The following is a 13,972-nucleotide window of genomic DNA, read 5'->3' on the forward strand; positions in this document are numbered from 1 at the left end:
GTCGCGCAACTAACCGCGCAACTAACGTGCGGCTTCCTGCTGTCGCAGTTGGTCGGCCAGCGCCCTGATCTCGGCGCGCAAATCCTCGATCTGGCTGGCCGTCGCAGCCTGATTCTCGGTGTCGGCGTCCGAGACCCGCTGCACGATCCAGGAGGCCAGCGACGCCGTCACCACACCCACCAGGCTGATGCCGCCGATCATCAGCAGCGCCGCGACCACCCGGCCGGTGACGGTCATCGGATACAGGTTGCCGTAGCCGACCGTGGTCACCGTGGTGATGGACCACCACAGTGCCTTGCCGAACGAGTCGATGGTGGCGCCGGGCTGCCCGCGTTCGGCGTCCAGGATCGCCAGCGATCCCGCATACACCAACAGGATGACCCCCGAGATCGTGTAGATCAGGATCTGACCGCGAACGGCGCGACCGACGGCCTTTTGCAACACGCCGAGCAGGACCAGCAACCGCAGCATCCGTAGCGGCCGCATAAAAGGCAACGCCACCATGATGAGGTCGAACAGGTGCAGCAGAAACCATTCCCGACGATCCTCGGCCAGGATCAGGCGAGCCACGTAGTCGACGACGAAGATCCCCCACGCCAGCCAGCACAACAGCCACAGCGCACGCGCTTCGAAACCGTGCGGCCGGCCCAATATCTGCACCGAATACATGGCGAGGAAGGCGACGGCGACCAGGGCGAGCGGCCACTCGGTGCGCTGCCTCCACAGTTGTTCCTTGGATTGCACACGGCTCAGCGTACGAGTTGATCCGCCAGATCGACGAAATCACAAGCGTTGATGTCGAACTCGTCTTCGTATGCCACATCCGCGGTCGCGCCGGCGCCGAACTCCAGCGGCCGGGCCACGAACGCGGTCCCGAAACCGAGCCGGCCGGCCGCACGGATGTCGTACTTGTGACTGGCCACCATCATGATTTCGTCGGGCTGCAGGCCGAGGTAGGTGGCGGCCATCCGGTACGCGGCCGGGTCCGGCTTGAACACGCCGGCCATCTCCGCGGCGAAGACGGCGTCCCAGAGCAGACCCGCCCGCTTAGAGATGTTGACCACCGCGCTCACATCGGCGTTCGACAGGGTCGCCAGTGTGTACCGCGTGCGGAGCCGGTCCAGTCCCGGTATGGCGTCCGGCCACGGCCGCAACCGCTGCCACGCCAGTGTGAGCTCCTCGCGCTCGGCGCCGGAGAGGTCACCCGCCCCGGCGTCGTCAAGAATGGCGTCGAGGGCGCGACGGTACACCGTGTGCACCGACACCCAGGTTCCCGAGCGGGCCGGCGCGGCGTTCAGCGCCGCGAAGTACTCCGCTCGCCAGCGCCGCACCACGTCGGGCCAATCGACTTCCGGGTGCCGGCCGGCGCTGATCCGCCTGGCCTCATCGCACACCGTCGAGTGAAAGTCCGTCGCGGTCCCTTGGACATCGAATAACAGCGCCTTGAGCACCCGACCGAATCTACGATGTCCCCGTGGCCAGTGACAGCGACGTCAGCGCCGTCGCCACCGAGGAGCCGCGAGCCCGACTGCCGGTTCACCCTCGCCAACGAGCGGACCTTTCGATAGCCCCACCGCCGTAACGCCTTTCGGGCTACCAAAGGTAAACCACCGCGTCCTTGCCGCCGGTGCACCTGATCCACGGGTTGGCGCCATCACCGGCGCATTCCATCAAGAAGTTCGCGGCGTTCTTCGGGTCGCAATTCGCGCCGGGCACGGTGAAGCAATCGACGGAGCCCGGCGCCGATACCGTCCGCGTCCCCTCGGTTGCGTTGCCGTAGGTGTCCCAGTACGTGCGCAGCACCGTGTTGGCGAAGTAGCACGACGTCTGCGGCGACCCCCGGCCGCCGTGCGACCCGAACCCGGTCGCGTTGCTGAGTTGAAAACCCTGATCGCAGCTCTGATGGCCGGCGCTCTGGTCCGGACCGGTGATCAGCGGCGGGGTGGCGTTGACGGGCCGCGACGGCACAGGCTCCGGCGCACCGGACGACTCACCTGAGTAGGGCGGGATGGTCGGCGGGACGGTTGCCGACGGTCCGGCCGTCGGGGTCGGATCGGAATCGGGCAGTAGACCGATGACGGCGCCGATCGCCGCCAGCACCACCGCCGCGCAGACAGCGACAAGGGTGGGCACCAGCCAACGCGGCCGTGGCTTGGCCGCCGGTTCGGCCGACATCACCGGTTGCGGGCCCGAGGGCGGGAAGGTCTGCGGATAGACCTGTTGCTGCGGTGGCGGCATGGGTGGTCGTTGCGGGGGCAGCCATGAGGCGCCTTGCGTCGGCGTCTGGTCGACCGGGTCGATCACGGTGCGCGCACCGCTTCGTAGGGCCCGTTCGGCGGCCCTGCCAAACGCCCCGGCGCTGCCGTACCGATCGTCGGGTTCCTTCGCCATGCCGCGGGCGATCACCTCGTCCAAGGCCAGTGGAATCTTCCGGTTGGTCAGGCTCGGGCGCGGCGGCGGTGCCGACAGGTGGGCGGCGACCAACCCGCCCTGGGTCTGGGCGGGAAACGGCGGCTGCCCGGTCAGCGCTTCGTAGAGGACGCAGGCCAGCGAGTAGATGTCGGCGGCGGGGGTGATATCGCTGTCGGTGAACCGTTCCGGCGCCATGTAGGCCCACGAGCCGACCCGCATGTTGGCCGCGGTAAGCCGGGTATTCTCGCCCATCACCTCGGCGATCCCGAAGTCGACCAGGTAGGCGAAGTCGGCGGGCGTGACGAGGATGTTCTGCGGCTTGACGTCCCGGTGCACCAGCCCGTCGGCGTGGGCGGCGTCCAGCGCCGCGGCGATCTGGGTGACGATGGCGACCGCGCGCGCCGGTTCCAGCGGCGCTCTGATCAGCAACGATTCCAGGTCCTTGCCGCGGACCAGGCGCATGTCGATGAACAGCGAGCCGTCGATTTCACCGAAGCCGTGGATCGGGATGACGTGCGGTTCCTGCAACGTCGCCGCGGCGTGGGATTCCCGCTCGAAGCGGGTGCGGAATTTGCGGTCGTTGGCAAACTGTCCCTTGATGATCTTGAGGGCGACGGTCCGGCCGATCTGGTTGTCGTAGGCCTCATAGACCTCGCCCATGCCGCCTTTGCCGAGGACGCCGGTGATGGTGTATTTGCCGAAGGTCGTGCCGACACGCTGGTCGTCCGCTGACACCGTCATATCCTCCCGTTAGGGATTATGCGGCACGTCGCCATGATGTCTAAGGGTTTCCCGCGCAGCCGCCGGCGGGCAACCGGGCGCGGTTGGCGTTCAGCCAGCCTGCGACCGCGTCGAGGGCGGCCCTGCCGTCGTCGAACGAACCCGAGGCCGGCTCGGCGGCAAGGGCGACGGCCATCCGGCCGCCTGGTGTGGTCAGCACGCCGAGTTGGCGGACGAGGTAATTACCGGACGGCGACGGACCCCAGCCGCCCTTGAACTGGGCGCCGGCGAGTTCGCCGATCCCCCAGCGTTGTTGCGGTTCGACTTCGCCCATCAGCGAGAAGATTGGGTCATTCGACGGGTTGCAGACCGCGCTCGCGATGAATCGCACCTGGTTGACCAGTGACCACTGAGTCTGGCCGAAAGCGGTGAATTCCGGTCGCAGCCTTCGGGATTCGACAGTAGTAGGGTCGCCGGTCTGCTGCAGAACCTGGTGCACCTGCTGAGCCGCGATCACTGGTTCGCCCAGCTGCCGCCACAATGCTTCGGCTGCCGCGTTGTCGGATTCGGTGATGGCGGCCTTCATTTGGTCGGTGATCACGTGTTGCGCGCGGTAGGCGGCGATCACCAGGGGCACCTTGATCGTCGACCAGGCCGCTCCTTGCTGCCAGTCCCCCCACACGGTGACCGGCTGCCCGGAGCCGACAGCGGTGACGGCCAGCCCGACCCGGGCGTTCAGGTGGGCGGTCGACTGGGTGAAGTCCGCGGCCAGGTCGGTGGTCGGGTTGACCGGTGGCGCAGCGATGCCCGGCGCGGGGTGCGCGGACGGTGTCGGCCGGTGCGGTGCGTGCCGGCGGGTGTATTCAGCGCTCAAGGTCACGATCGCGGCCGCCGCAACCAAGGTTGCGAGGACCGCGGCCAACCGTCGGACGCTAGCCCGGCTTGGCCTGGAGATAGTTGACGATCCCCTGCGTAACGGCGGCGGCGTAGCGCGCCCGTCCGTCCGGGCTCTCGATGAGAGCGGCGTCTTCTGCGTTTTTCATGTTGCCGAGTTCCACCAGCACCGCCGGGTATTCGGCGAAGTTCAGCCCGGCCAGGTCGGCGCGGCCGTACAGCCCGCCGGAGCCGACGTAGTTGGACGGCTGAAACCCGGCGCCGATCAGCGCACTGCGCATCGCCTCGGCGAGCTGGAGGGACGGACCGGACTGCGACGCATTGAGCGGCGGGCTGGAGTAGTTCACATGGAAACCCCGCCCCGAGGCAGGTCCGCCGTCGGCGTGGATGCTGACGATCGCGTCGGGGCGCGCGTTGTTGGCGTGGGCGGCACGGTCGTCGATGCATGGTCCGGCCGAGTTGTCGTCGCCCCGGGACAGCTGGGTGTTGACGCCCATCCCATTCAGGTTGGCGGCAACCATGTTGGTGACTTCCCAGGTGAACGCGTGCTCGGGATAGCCGTCGTTGGCAGCGGTGCCCGAGGTGTTGCACGGCTTGGTGCCGCCACGGCCATTGGGAACCTGCCGGTTGATGGACGCGTCGGCGACCCCGTTGTGGCCCGGGTCGAGAAACACGCTCATTCCGGCGATGTTGGCCGCGCCGGCACGCGGACTGGAGACCAAACCGACCAGCACCACCGGTGCCGCGGCGACGCGTTTCAGCACGTCGCGCCTGGAAATTCGGCTCACCGCGCGATGGTAACAATCGGAGGCGGCCGCGCGCCCTTCACCCGAACCGCCGCACCTTCCCCGCTCCACCGCCAGCCGAACGTCACTGCCGAAATTCCCGCCCGTATTCGCAGTGTGGTTGGGTTCGCGGACTTTCACACGCGTTACCCCTCGCCACCGACGACCTGGCGTGCTAAGACCAAGCGATGCGAATCATGCAGCTGGCGGTGATCGCCGCCGCCGCCGCCGCAGCAACCATGGCGCTGCCGGCAACCGCCCACGCGGACTCCAAGTATTTCCAATCGCCGTCCGGCAACATCTTCTGCATCATCGCTGCGGACGGCGCCGCCTGCGACATCCGCGAATACACCTACACCCCACCGCCGCCTCCCGAGTGCGCTCAGCACATCGCCTGGGGCAGCCGGTTCACACTGAGCCCCGGTAAACCCGGCGCCATCGAATGCCACGGCGACACCTTGCAGCTGCCCGGTGAGCCGGCACTCGCTTACGGCCAAACCATCTCCGCCGGCTCGATCACCTGCGCCAGCAGCGAGCAGGCCGGCATGAAGTGCACCGACAGTACCAGCGGGCACTTCTTCCGGGTTTCGCGCGACTCGTTCGATCTCGGCTAGGTCAAGGCCGTTGCCCGGCAGGCCCTTCGGCCGCATCGGCGTCGCCTGGCCGGCGCTGGGCGTCGTGCCGCTGTCACTGGTGGTGTTGCTGCGGGCGTTGCGGCGGCGACGCGCATCGCTGCTCTCCCACGGTGCTTTCCGGCGATTGCTCAAGACCTACAACGTGCTGACGCGCCGGGTTTCCGGAACGCGAATATCGACCGTCGGCCTGCTCACCCACGTGGGACGGCGCAGTGGCCGCAATTACCAGACGTCAGTGGGCGTGACCGGCTACGGGGACGGGTTCCTGGTGCCGTTGACCTACGGCCCCGGCACCGACCGGTACCGCAACATCAGCACCGCCGGTTCGGGGACACTGGCCTGGAAAGGTCGCACCTTCACATTGGAGAAGCCAGAGATCGTCTCCGGCCCACAGCTGCTGCGTGCCTGGCCGATGAGATCCCGAATACTGCTGCAACTGGCGGGCATTGATGATTTCGTCTGGCTGCATCGCCGCCCGTAGTGAAGAAGTCGTCAGCCAATGCGACCAATTGCCAACTGCGCGAAGCGTTTCAGAGTTTTGCAGGATGCATAGCCCTGGGTTACCCGAAAGAGCCGGTCACGATCGAGCAGCACCACCAGCGTTGTCGACGGTGGGGTGGTCGACGGTTCATAGACGCAGGCAGCCCGGACGCCGATTCCGTCGACGCCGGTGCCGCCACGGGACGTTGCCAGCGCAAATTGCGACGCGGCGTCGACGGGAAACGCCCCGGGCACTTGTAGATCGATTTCCACGCCATCCCCCGCGTCGACGGGTTTGCCGTAGATGCAGGCGATATCGACCGATCCGGTCTGGTCACCCAAGGGTTCCGCGTTGACCGGCCCGCCCAATATGTCGACGGCCTCCGCCGCGGTCACCCAGTCACACGGCCGCAGTCCCGGTGGCGCCGAGGCGTCGGCCTCGACCAGCTCGACCGTCACGGCGCCGTGGCGGTCGACCGGAGTCCCGACGGCGGGCGAGACAGCACTGATGCGATAAGTCTTCTCTTCAACGTCTCTGGGCCGGGTGGGTTGGCTGAGCGGGTCGTGCCCGTCCGGGGCTACCGCCCGGATATGGTCCCAGCAGCCCAGCGAACCGTCTTTTACCTGGTAGAGGAGACGCCCGACCACGTCCGGAACGGGCCGCGGCCACGTCTGGGCATCGCACAGCTGCGCCACGGTGGCCGGCTCGACCGTCCGCGTCGCAGCGGGAGGCGAGACGACGCGGTGTGTCGAACAACTCGCCACCAAGAACGCAACGCCCGCGACCGCCATTACGGTACGTAGCTTCATGCTTCACCTGCTCCCGCCTTTCCAGACAGTCCACGGGACCTGCCCGGCTACCAATCCCAATCTTGGTCGCTTTCCCAGCACGCTCTACGGGATGGTCTGGGTCGCTTGGACATTGGGAGCCGGCCGGGTTCGCCGGAAGTCGGGTTGCCGTAGGGAACCGCCTGTCAACAGGCCATTTAATGGCGCTAAAGGTACCTCGCTGACTAAATTCATTGATGAACGGTCAAAAACCAGGCGCGGAGGGTGGCCCGTAACGTAGGAAAATGGTGTGACTTGCATGGGCCGCGTCAGGATCTGATCGTCAGATAGGAGGGCTTGTTGGAGGGAACGCCGTTCGGGCGGTACCGGCTGATTGAGTTGATGGGCCGTGGCGGCATGGGCGAGGTCTGGCGCGCCTATGACACGGACACCGACCGGGTTGTTGCGCTCAAAATCCTGCCGACCGAGATCTCCAACGACAACGTCTTTCAGCAACGGTTCCGTCGCGAAGCCCACGCCACCGCGCGGTTGAACAGCCCGCACCTCATCCCCATTCACACCTATGGCGAGATCAACGGGCGGCTGTTCGTCGACATGCGCCTGATCGAAGGCCACGACCTGGAGACGGTGCTCAGTCACGGGCCGCTGCCACCGGATCGCGCGGTGCACATCATCGGGCAGACCGCCAAGGCGCTGCATGCCGCCCACAGGGACGGGCTCCTGCACCGGGATGTCAAGCCGTCCAACATCATGATCGACGCCGACGACTTCGCCTACCTCATCGATTTCGGAATCGCGCGCGCCGCAGGTGATTTGGCCCTGACGAAGGTCGGTGACGTGATCGGCACCTACCATTACATGGCGCCGGAGCGATTCAGCGGCGACAACGCCGACGCCCGCTCCGATGTCTACTCGCTGGCCTGTGTGCTTTACGAGTGCTTGACCGCCCAGTCACCGTTCCCCGGCAACACTTTGGAACAACAGATCGGCGGCCACCTGCGGACTCCCCCGCCGCGGCCGTCGAGCACGATTCCCGAGTTGCCGGCGGGCTTGGACTCCGTCATCGCCAAGGGCATGGCCAAACATCCCAACGATCGCTACAGCACCGCGGTGGAGTTCGCCCAAGCAGCCCAGACCGCTATGACCATGCCCATCCCTACCAGGGTGCCGCCGCCGGTCCGAACCCAGCCCGCGAACAATCCGTACCACGTGCACTTCGACACCCGCTCCGATGGCCGTGGCCTACCCCAGCGGCCACCCCCGCGACGCCGCCAAAACCGGCGCGACCCTGGTGGCGGCGGAAGGCCGTGGCAATCTCGGCCGCGCTGTTGGCCGTGGTGGTGGCCGTCGTGACCGTGGTCTTCGTCAATCAGTCCAGTCCGAAGGGCGACGACTTCGAGCAGGTGACTCTGCCTTTCACCGGATTGCGTGACCCTCAGGGACTGTCGGTGGACAGCGGCGGCACGGTGTACGTCGCCGACACCCCGAAGAACCGGATCCTGGCGCTGTTCGCGGGCGCCAACGAGCCAGTCGTCCTGCCCTTCGAGGGCCTGAATTATCCGACCGGAGTCACGGCGGACAACACCGGCACGGTCTACGTCAACGACGCCGGCAACAAGCGGGTGCTGGTGTTGCGCTCGGGCTCGCAGAAGCAGGAAGTACTGCAGTTCCACGATCTCGGTAATCCGACCGGGCTCTCAGTCGACGGCAGCCGCACCGTGTACGTGACCGACACGGCCAACAATCGCGTGGTGGCACTGGCGGCCGGGTCGAATGCGCAAACCGAGGTGCCGTTCACCGGCCTGAGCGCTCCGACCGGCCTGGTGGTCAACAGTGGCGGAACGGTGTACGTCTCCGACGGCGGCAACGATCGGGTGCTGATGTTGCCCACCGACACCAAGAAGCAAGTGGCGCTGCCCTTTACCGGCCTGAAGCAGCCGGGCGGCGTCACGCTGGACAGCCAGGGGGCCGTCTACGTCACCGACACCGGCAACAGCAGGACCCTCAAGCTGCCGGCCGGCTCCTCCACCCAGGAGGAGTTGCACTTCACCGGTCTGCAGAACCCGTGGGGTCTGGCGGTCGACAACGTGGGAACCGTCTACGTCGGCGGGCGGAACAACCAGATCGTGGCGCTCCGTAAAAAGTAGGCGACCTACGTCCGCCGCACCCGGCTGATCACGATGTCATCTGCCGAACATAACCGGCACGTCAGCGGGCGGATCTTCAACCGCATCCTGGATATCCGTAACGCCTTGTTGCAGAACGGGTATCGGCACCCGCACGAGAGGGTTATCCACCAGTGCGCCGAATGGTCTGCTTCGCCGCAGAACTTCCGGCAGATGCACGGAATCTCGCAGTCGAAATCCAGTTCCGACAGCACCTCGAACCCTGGCAGAAGTAAGCACTCCCCGACCGTCACGAGGGAAAGGGTAAAGCTGTAGTTGAGACTTTTCGGTGAGGCGCGCTTGCGGCGCGTCGAAATCAGGGACGCGGCGGGAGCGCCGCCAGCCACCCGTCCGACAGCAACTCCAACAACTGCCCGTCGGGATCGCGCACCATCGCCGACGTCGCCGACTCGGTCCCGCCGACCACCTCGCCGCCGTACTGCGACACCCGGTTCAGTACCTCGCTCAGATCGGCGACCGAGAAGGACAGATGGGTCAGGCCGACATGATCCATCGCGCGGGCCGGCCCGGCATGCACCGAGCGGCTTGTGTAGTCGAGGAACTCCAGCACCAGCCCATCCCGGACCAGGTAGGTGGCATGCAACCCGACCGGACGCTCTAACTGAAGCAACCGATCCGTTCCGTCGTCGGGCGCATCGAGTTCCCACCAGTACTCAAAGCCCAGCAGCCCCTCGTAGAACCGCCGCGACCGCGCGCGGTCGCTGACGCACAACCCGACATGGTTGAAAACTGACCGCTGCGTTCCCATTACAGCCTCCGCTACCAGCCGCGCTCGTAATAGTGCAAAGATAGCGGAGATAGCGGTTGCGCCGTGAGAAGGCAGAGAAGGCAGCTGGATGGCTCGAGTCTCCACCCACCCGGACGTCCCGGACGACGCCATCGTCGGCTTCGATCACCACAGCGACGAATTCAACCTCAATGAGCTCGAGATGAGCGCCGAGCTCCGACGCAGCTGCCCGGTCGCGTGGAACATCAACTACGGCGGCTTCTGGTTTCTCACCAGCTACGTGGCGGTGAGTCAGGTCGCCCGGGACGGCGAGACGTTTGCGCACAGGTATGAGCCGGACTCGACCGACGGCATCGACTATCAGGGCGAGATGGGTGTCCCCCGCCCGGAAGGTCAACCCGCCCTGGGCATCGGCGAGGTCGACGGCCCCTACCACCAGGCGCTGCGACACGGATTGGCGCCGTTCTTCTCGCCTGGATCCGTCCAGAAGATGCGGCCGTTCATGGCCGAACTCGCCCATGGTTTCCTGGATCGCCATGTCGCCGAGGGCCGAATGGACCTGGTGCTGGACTACGCCAGTCCGGTCCCCGCGATCCTCACCATGAAGCTGATGGGGCTGCCCTATGACGACTGGCAGCGGTACGCGAACCTGTTCCACTCGGTCATGGCCGTCCCGCAGGACAGCCCGGAATACGCCGACGCGATCGCCGAGGTCCCCGCCATGATGCAGGGCGTCCTCGAGTTCGCCGCCGCACGGCGAGTCGACCCGCACGACGACCTCACCAGTTTCCTCGTGCAGTTCGAGTTCGCCGGCCGTCGCCTGACCGACGAGCAGCTGCTCGGCATCCTGTGGAACCTCATCGGCGGCGGCGTCGACACCACGACGTCACAAACCGCACTCACCCTGCTGCACTTGGGCACCCACCCCGAGCTACGGCGCCAACTCATCGATCAGCCCGAGCTCTACCGCACCGCGACGGACGAGTTTCTACGTTTTTTCTCGGTCAACCAGCAATTGAGCCGCACGGTGACTCGCGATGTCGAGATCGGCGGCCGACGGCTCCGGCGCAACGACCGGGTGATCATCAGCTGGCTCGCCGCCAACCACGACGAGAACGAGTTCGACCGACCCGACGAGATCGTCCTGGACCGCTCGCCGAACCGCCATCTCGCCTTCGGCCTCGGACCCCATCGCTGCATCGGATCTCATCTGGCCAGAACGATGGCCGAGGTGATGGTCAAGGCGGTCCTTGACCGGATTCCGGACTACCGAGTAGATCTCGACGGCGTTCGCCAATACCTGGGCAACCCGAGCATGACCGGGCTGGGCAAGCTGCCGGTCACCTTCGCACCGCAGGAGGCGCTTGCGAACGTAAAGTGAACCGCGCAACGTGGCGAGAAGGGCAGGCCCGATGAGTGACATGGCGGCGCGGTTCGCGGAAATTGTAGGCGAGAACAACCTGCTGACCGGCGATGCGATCCCCGAGGACTACTCCCACGACGAGGAGCTGACACAACCACCGCAGGCGCCGGCCTATCTGGCGAAGCCGGCCAGCGCCGAAGAAGTCGCCCAACTGCTCAAGACCGCCGCAGAACACACCATCGCGGTGACGGCGCGCGGCTCGGGTTGCGGTCTGTCCGGGGCGGCGCGGCCCGAGGCCGGCGGGTTGCTGATCTCGTTCGAGCGGATGAACGCGGTGCTGGAGGTCGACACCACCAATCAGGTCGCCGTGGTCCAGCCGGGAGTGACGTTGACCGAACTCGACGCGGCGACCGACGAATTCGGACTCCGCTACATGGTGTATCCCGGCGAGTTGTCCTCCAGCGTCGGCGGCAACGTCGGGACCAATGCCGGCGGCATGCGTGCGGTCAAGTATGGGGTCGCGCGACACAACGTGCTGGGCCTACAGGCGGTGCTGCCAACCGGTGAGATCATCCGGACCGGCGGCAAAATCGCCAAGGTGTCAACGGCTTACGACCTTACCCAGCTGATCGTCGGCTCCGAAGGCACGCTGGCATTGGCCACCGAGATCATCGTCAGGCTCCATCCGCGTGCGGCGCACAGCGCCACCGTGCTAGCCCCGTTCGCCGACTTCGACCAGGTCATGACCGCGGTACCCGCCATCCTTGCCAGCGGACTGAGCCCCTACATCCTCGAGTACATCGACAACATGACCATGGCCGGGCTGGTGCACACCCAGAACCTCGAATTGGGTGTTCCGGATCGCATCCGGGACAGTTGTGCGGCGTATCTCGTTGTTGCCCTTGAGGGTAGGACGTCGGACCGGCTCGACGAGGATGTCGAGCGCACCGGTGAGTTGCTCGCCGAGCTGGGCGCCGCGGATGCCTATGTGCTCGAAGGGGGTGCGGCCCGCCGGCTGGTCGAGGCCCGCGAGAAGGCATTCTGGACGGCCAAGGCCGTGGGTGCGGACGACATCATCGACACCGTGGTGCCTAGGTCAGCGATGCCCAAATTCCTCAACGCCGCAAGGGATCTGGCGGCGGCGGCCGGTGGCGCGGCAGCCGGGTGCGGACATGCCGGCGACGGCAACGTGCACCTGGCCATCCTGTTGAAGGATTCAGCCAAGCGCAAGCAGCTGATGACCGAGATCTTCGCCTTGGCAATGGAATTGGGCGGGGCGATATCGGGTGAGCACGGACTGGGCCGCGCCAAAACGCCGTATTACCTCAAACTTGAAGACCCGGCGAAGGTGGCACTGATGCGCCGGATCAAGCAGAGCTTCGATCCGGTCGGCATCCTCAACCCCGGGGTCGTATTCGGCGCGGGCTGAGCAGTCACGCTCCGCGGCTCATCTGGCTACGGCGTACTGCAACACCGGTTCGGCCGAGTCGATGTGACCGCCGCTGCGGATGGTGAGCCGCTGCGGACGAACCTCGTAACGGACACCGTTGGCGGGGTTGGTCACATCGAAGCCGCCGGACGACCGCACCGCGTTGGCGAGTTCGATGTTGGCGCCGTCCCGGATGCGCTCACCCCGGTAGTAAAAGCTGTCCGGGCCGGCCTGGCAGATCACGGCCAGCGACTGCGCGGTCCGCAGCACCGCCGCCGGCGGGTTTCCCGCGTCGCACCGGGCCGGATGGCCGACGAAGCCCAACCCGTCGGCACCGTCGACCGGCTGTGACAACGCGGGGGTCGGCGACGCTGTCGGCGCCGTGGGTGCCGGTGCAGCGACATCGTGTGTGGACCGATTACCGACTGCCAGCACAACCGCCAGGACCGCCGCCACCACCAACATGACGGTGGCGGCACCGCCGACCACCACCGGCATGCGCCCCAGATCTCGGGCGCGACGAGGAGCGGGCTGGGACCGCGATGGCGGGTAGGGACTGTATCCGGTGTCGTTCGGATTCGCGTAGCTGACCGGGAACGGCCTGGTCCGCGCCGGTTGCCCCGGTGTCGGACCCGGTGTTGGAGTCGGTGTCGGCGCCGGGGGCGGGACCGGTGCCGGCGCCAGACCGGAACCGGCGGCCTGGCGCACCGCCATCGCCAGTTCCCCGGCCGAGGCGAATCGGGCCGCGGGTTGCTTGGCCAGGCCGGTGGCGATGATCCCGTCGAAAGCCCGATCGATCCCGCGGCGCATGATGCTGGGGCGGGGCGGCACCGAGAACATATGCGCGCTGATCAACTGCTGGATCTCGGCGTGTTCGAAGGGCGGCTGGCCAGTAAGGCACTCGTAGAGCAGGCACGCCAGCGAGTACACGTCGGTCTGCGGTCCCACCCAGCCGTCGCTGAATCGCTCCGGTGCCATGTAGGCGCACGACCCCATCAGCCAACCACCCGCCGTCATCCTGGGATCTGCACTGGTACGGGCGATGCCGAAGTCGGCGAGGTAGGCGAAGTGATCGGCGGTCAGCAGCACGTTCTCCGGCTTCACGTCACGGTGCACCAACCCGTCGGCGTGCGCGGCGTCCAGGGCGGAGGCGACTTGAGCGATGATCGCCGCCGTCTGTGCGGGATCCAGCGCGCCGCGCGCCTGCAGCAGGTCCCGTAGCGTTTCGCCCTCGACCAGGCGCATGTCGATGAACAACACCCCGTCGATCCGGCCGAAGTCGTGCACCGGGATGACGTGCGGCTCCTGCAGCCGGGCGGCCAGTTCACACTCGCGCCGGAACCGCTCTTGAAAGGCAGGGTCCGCGGCCAGGTCCGCGCGCAGCAGCTTCAGTGCCACCATCCGGCCCTTGGACGTGTCGTAGGCCCGGTACACCTCGCCCATCCCGCCGCTGCCGATCAGCGACCGCAGTTCATAGGGACCGAACCGGGTGCCCGGACGCCGGCCCCGGAGCCGCGAAGTCATTGACGATCCTTTCTCGAGAGTCACCCCA

Annotated in this window: 14 protein-coding genes; 6 read left to right on the forward strand and 8 right to left on the reverse strand. The window is 66.6% G+C overall.

Annotation, left to right across the window (positions count from 1 at the left end; translation table 11 throughout):
* Positions 1 to 21: 21 nt before the first annotated feature.
* From A5645_RS25690 to A5645_RS25710, 5 genes are all read right to left on the reverse strand, one after another.
* A complete protein-coding gene (locus A5645_RS25690; RefSeq protein ID WP_065131496.1) occupies positions 22 to 744 on the reverse strand; it encodes a potassium channel family protein in 723 nt (240 codons plus the stop codon).
* 5 nt (positions 745 to 749) lie between these two features.
* Positions 750 to 1,451, reverse strand: coding sequence for a haloacid dehalogenase type II (locus A5645_RS25695; protein ID WP_065131497.1), 702 nt, complete (start codon positions 1,449 to 1,451; stop codon positions 750 to 752).
* A gap of 142 nt (positions 1,452 to 1,593) precedes the next feature.
* Positions 1,594 to 3,147 carry a serine/threonine-protein kinase gene (locus tag A5645_RS25700; protein WP_065131525.1) on the reverse strand — a complete coding sequence of 518 codons (1,554 nt, stop codon included), beginning with the start codon at positions 3,145 to 3,147 and terminating at the stop codon, positions 1,594 to 1,596.
* Positions 3,148 to 3,193: 46 nt separating this feature from the next.
* A complete protein-coding gene (locus A5645_RS25705; protein WP_081288563.1) occupies positions 3,194 to 4,054 on the reverse strand; it encodes a serine hydrolase in 861 nt (286 codons plus the stop codon).
* 10 nt (positions 4,055 to 4,064) lie between these two features.
* Positions 4,065 to 4,805: an Rv3717 family N-acetylmuramoyl-L-alanine amidase gene (locus tag A5645_RS25710; RefSeq protein WP_065037524.1), complete on the reverse strand. Its 741-nt coding sequence runs from the start codon at positions 4,803 to 4,805 to the stop codon at positions 4,065 to 4,067.
* A gap of 194 nt (positions 4,806 to 4,999) precedes the next feature.
* On the opposite strand from A5645_RS25710, the gene A5645_RS25715 reads away from it, so the two are divergent.
* Both A5645_RS25715 and A5645_RS25720 read left to right on the forward strand, forming a co-directional pair.
* Entirely contained in the window at positions 5,000 to 5,425 is a 426-nt protein-coding gene (locus A5645_RS25715) for a DUF6636 domain-containing protein (RefSeq protein WP_081288564.1), read from the forward strand.
* Positions 5,426 to 5,435: 10 nt separating this feature from the next.
* Positions 5,436 to 5,927, forward strand: coding sequence for a PNPOx family protein (locus tag A5645_RS25720; RefSeq protein ID WP_081288565.1), 492 nt, complete (start codon positions 5,436 to 5,438; stop codon positions 5,925 to 5,927).
* An 11-nt stretch (positions 5,928 to 5,938) separates the two neighbouring features.
* Here A5645_RS25720 and A5645_RS25725 read toward each other — a convergent pair whose 3' ends face one another.
* Positions 5,939 to 6,622 (reverse strand): hypothetical protein, encoded by a 684-nt coding sequence (locus A5645_RS25725; protein WP_155768164.1) that lies wholly within the window; start codon positions 6,620 to 6,622, stop codon positions 5,939 to 5,941.
* A 432-nt stretch (positions 6,623 to 7,054) separates the two neighbouring features.
* Between A5645_RS25725 and A5645_RS29505 the strand changes: the two genes are divergently transcribed.
* Positions 7,055 to 8,068: a serine/threonine-protein kinase gene (locus A5645_RS29505; RefSeq protein WP_436405528.1), complete on the forward strand. Its 1,014-nt coding sequence runs from the start codon at positions 7,055 to 7,057 to the stop codon at positions 8,066 to 8,068.
* Complete coding sequence (locus tag A5645_RS29510) at positions 8,023 to 8,862, forward strand: NHL repeat-containing protein (RefSeq protein ID WP_436405529.1); 840 nt, start codon at positions 8,023 to 8,025, stop codon at positions 8,860 to 8,862. Before A5645_RS29505 ends, A5645_RS29510 begins: the two co-directional genes overlap by 46 nt.
* Positions 8,863 to 9,196: 334 nt before the next feature.
* Here the strand turns inward: A5645_RS29510 and A5645_RS25740 are convergent, their stop codons facing one another.
* On the reverse strand, positions 9,197 to 9,649 hold the full coding sequence (locus A5645_RS25740) for a VOC family protein (RefSeq protein WP_065131499.1): 453 nt from the start codon (positions 9,647 to 9,649) through the stop codon (positions 9,197 to 9,199).
* Between the two features lie 88 nt (positions 9,650 to 9,737).
* On the opposite strand from A5645_RS25740, the gene A5645_RS25745 reads away from it, so the two are divergent.
* Positions 9,738 to 11,009, forward strand: coding sequence for a cytochrome P450 (locus A5645_RS25745; protein ID WP_065131500.1), 1,272 nt, complete (start codon positions 9,738 to 9,740; stop codon positions 11,007 to 11,009).
* Between the two features lie 31 nt (positions 11,010 to 11,040).
* Positions 11,041 to 12,420 (forward strand): FAD-binding oxidoreductase, encoded by a 1,380-nt coding sequence (locus tag A5645_RS25750; protein WP_065034960.1) that lies wholly within the window; start codon positions 11,041 to 11,043, stop codon positions 12,418 to 12,420.
* A gap of 18 nt (positions 12,421 to 12,438) precedes the next feature.
* Here A5645_RS25750 and A5645_RS25755 read toward each other — a convergent pair whose 3' ends face one another.
* Entirely contained in the window at positions 12,439 to 13,944 is a 1,506-nt protein-coding gene (locus A5645_RS25755) for a serine/threonine-protein kinase (RefSeq protein WP_065131501.1), read from the reverse strand.
* Between the last annotated feature and the right edge of the window lie 28 nt (positions 13,945 to 13,972).

It is taken from the genome of Mycobacterium asiaticum, assembly GCF_001673635.1.
Lineage (GTDB): Bacteria > Actinomycetota > Actinomycetes > Mycobacteriales > Mycobacteriaceae > Mycobacterium > Mycobacterium asiaticum_C.

Coding starts and splice junctions, on each gene's coding strand:
- A5645_RS25715 (WP_081288564.1), top strand. CDS start 5,000: ATGCGAATCATGCAGCTGGCGGTGATCGCCGCCGCCGCCGCCGCAGCA.
- A5645_RS25755 (WP_065131501.1), bottom strand. CDS start 13,944: ATGACTTCGCGGCTCCGGGGCCGGCGTCCGGGCACCCGGTTCGGTCCC.
- A5645_RS25750 (WP_065034960.1), top strand. CDS start 11,041: ATGAGTGACATGGCGGCGCGGTTCGCGGAAATTGTAGGCGAGAACAAC.
- A5645_RS25745 (WP_065131500.1), top strand. CDS start 9,738: ATGGCTCGAGTCTCCACCCACCCGGACGTCCCGGACGACGCCATCGTC.
- A5645_RS25740 (WP_065131499.1), bottom strand. CDS start 9,649: ATGGGAACGCAGCGGTCAGTTTTCAACCATGTCGGGTTGTGCGTCAGC.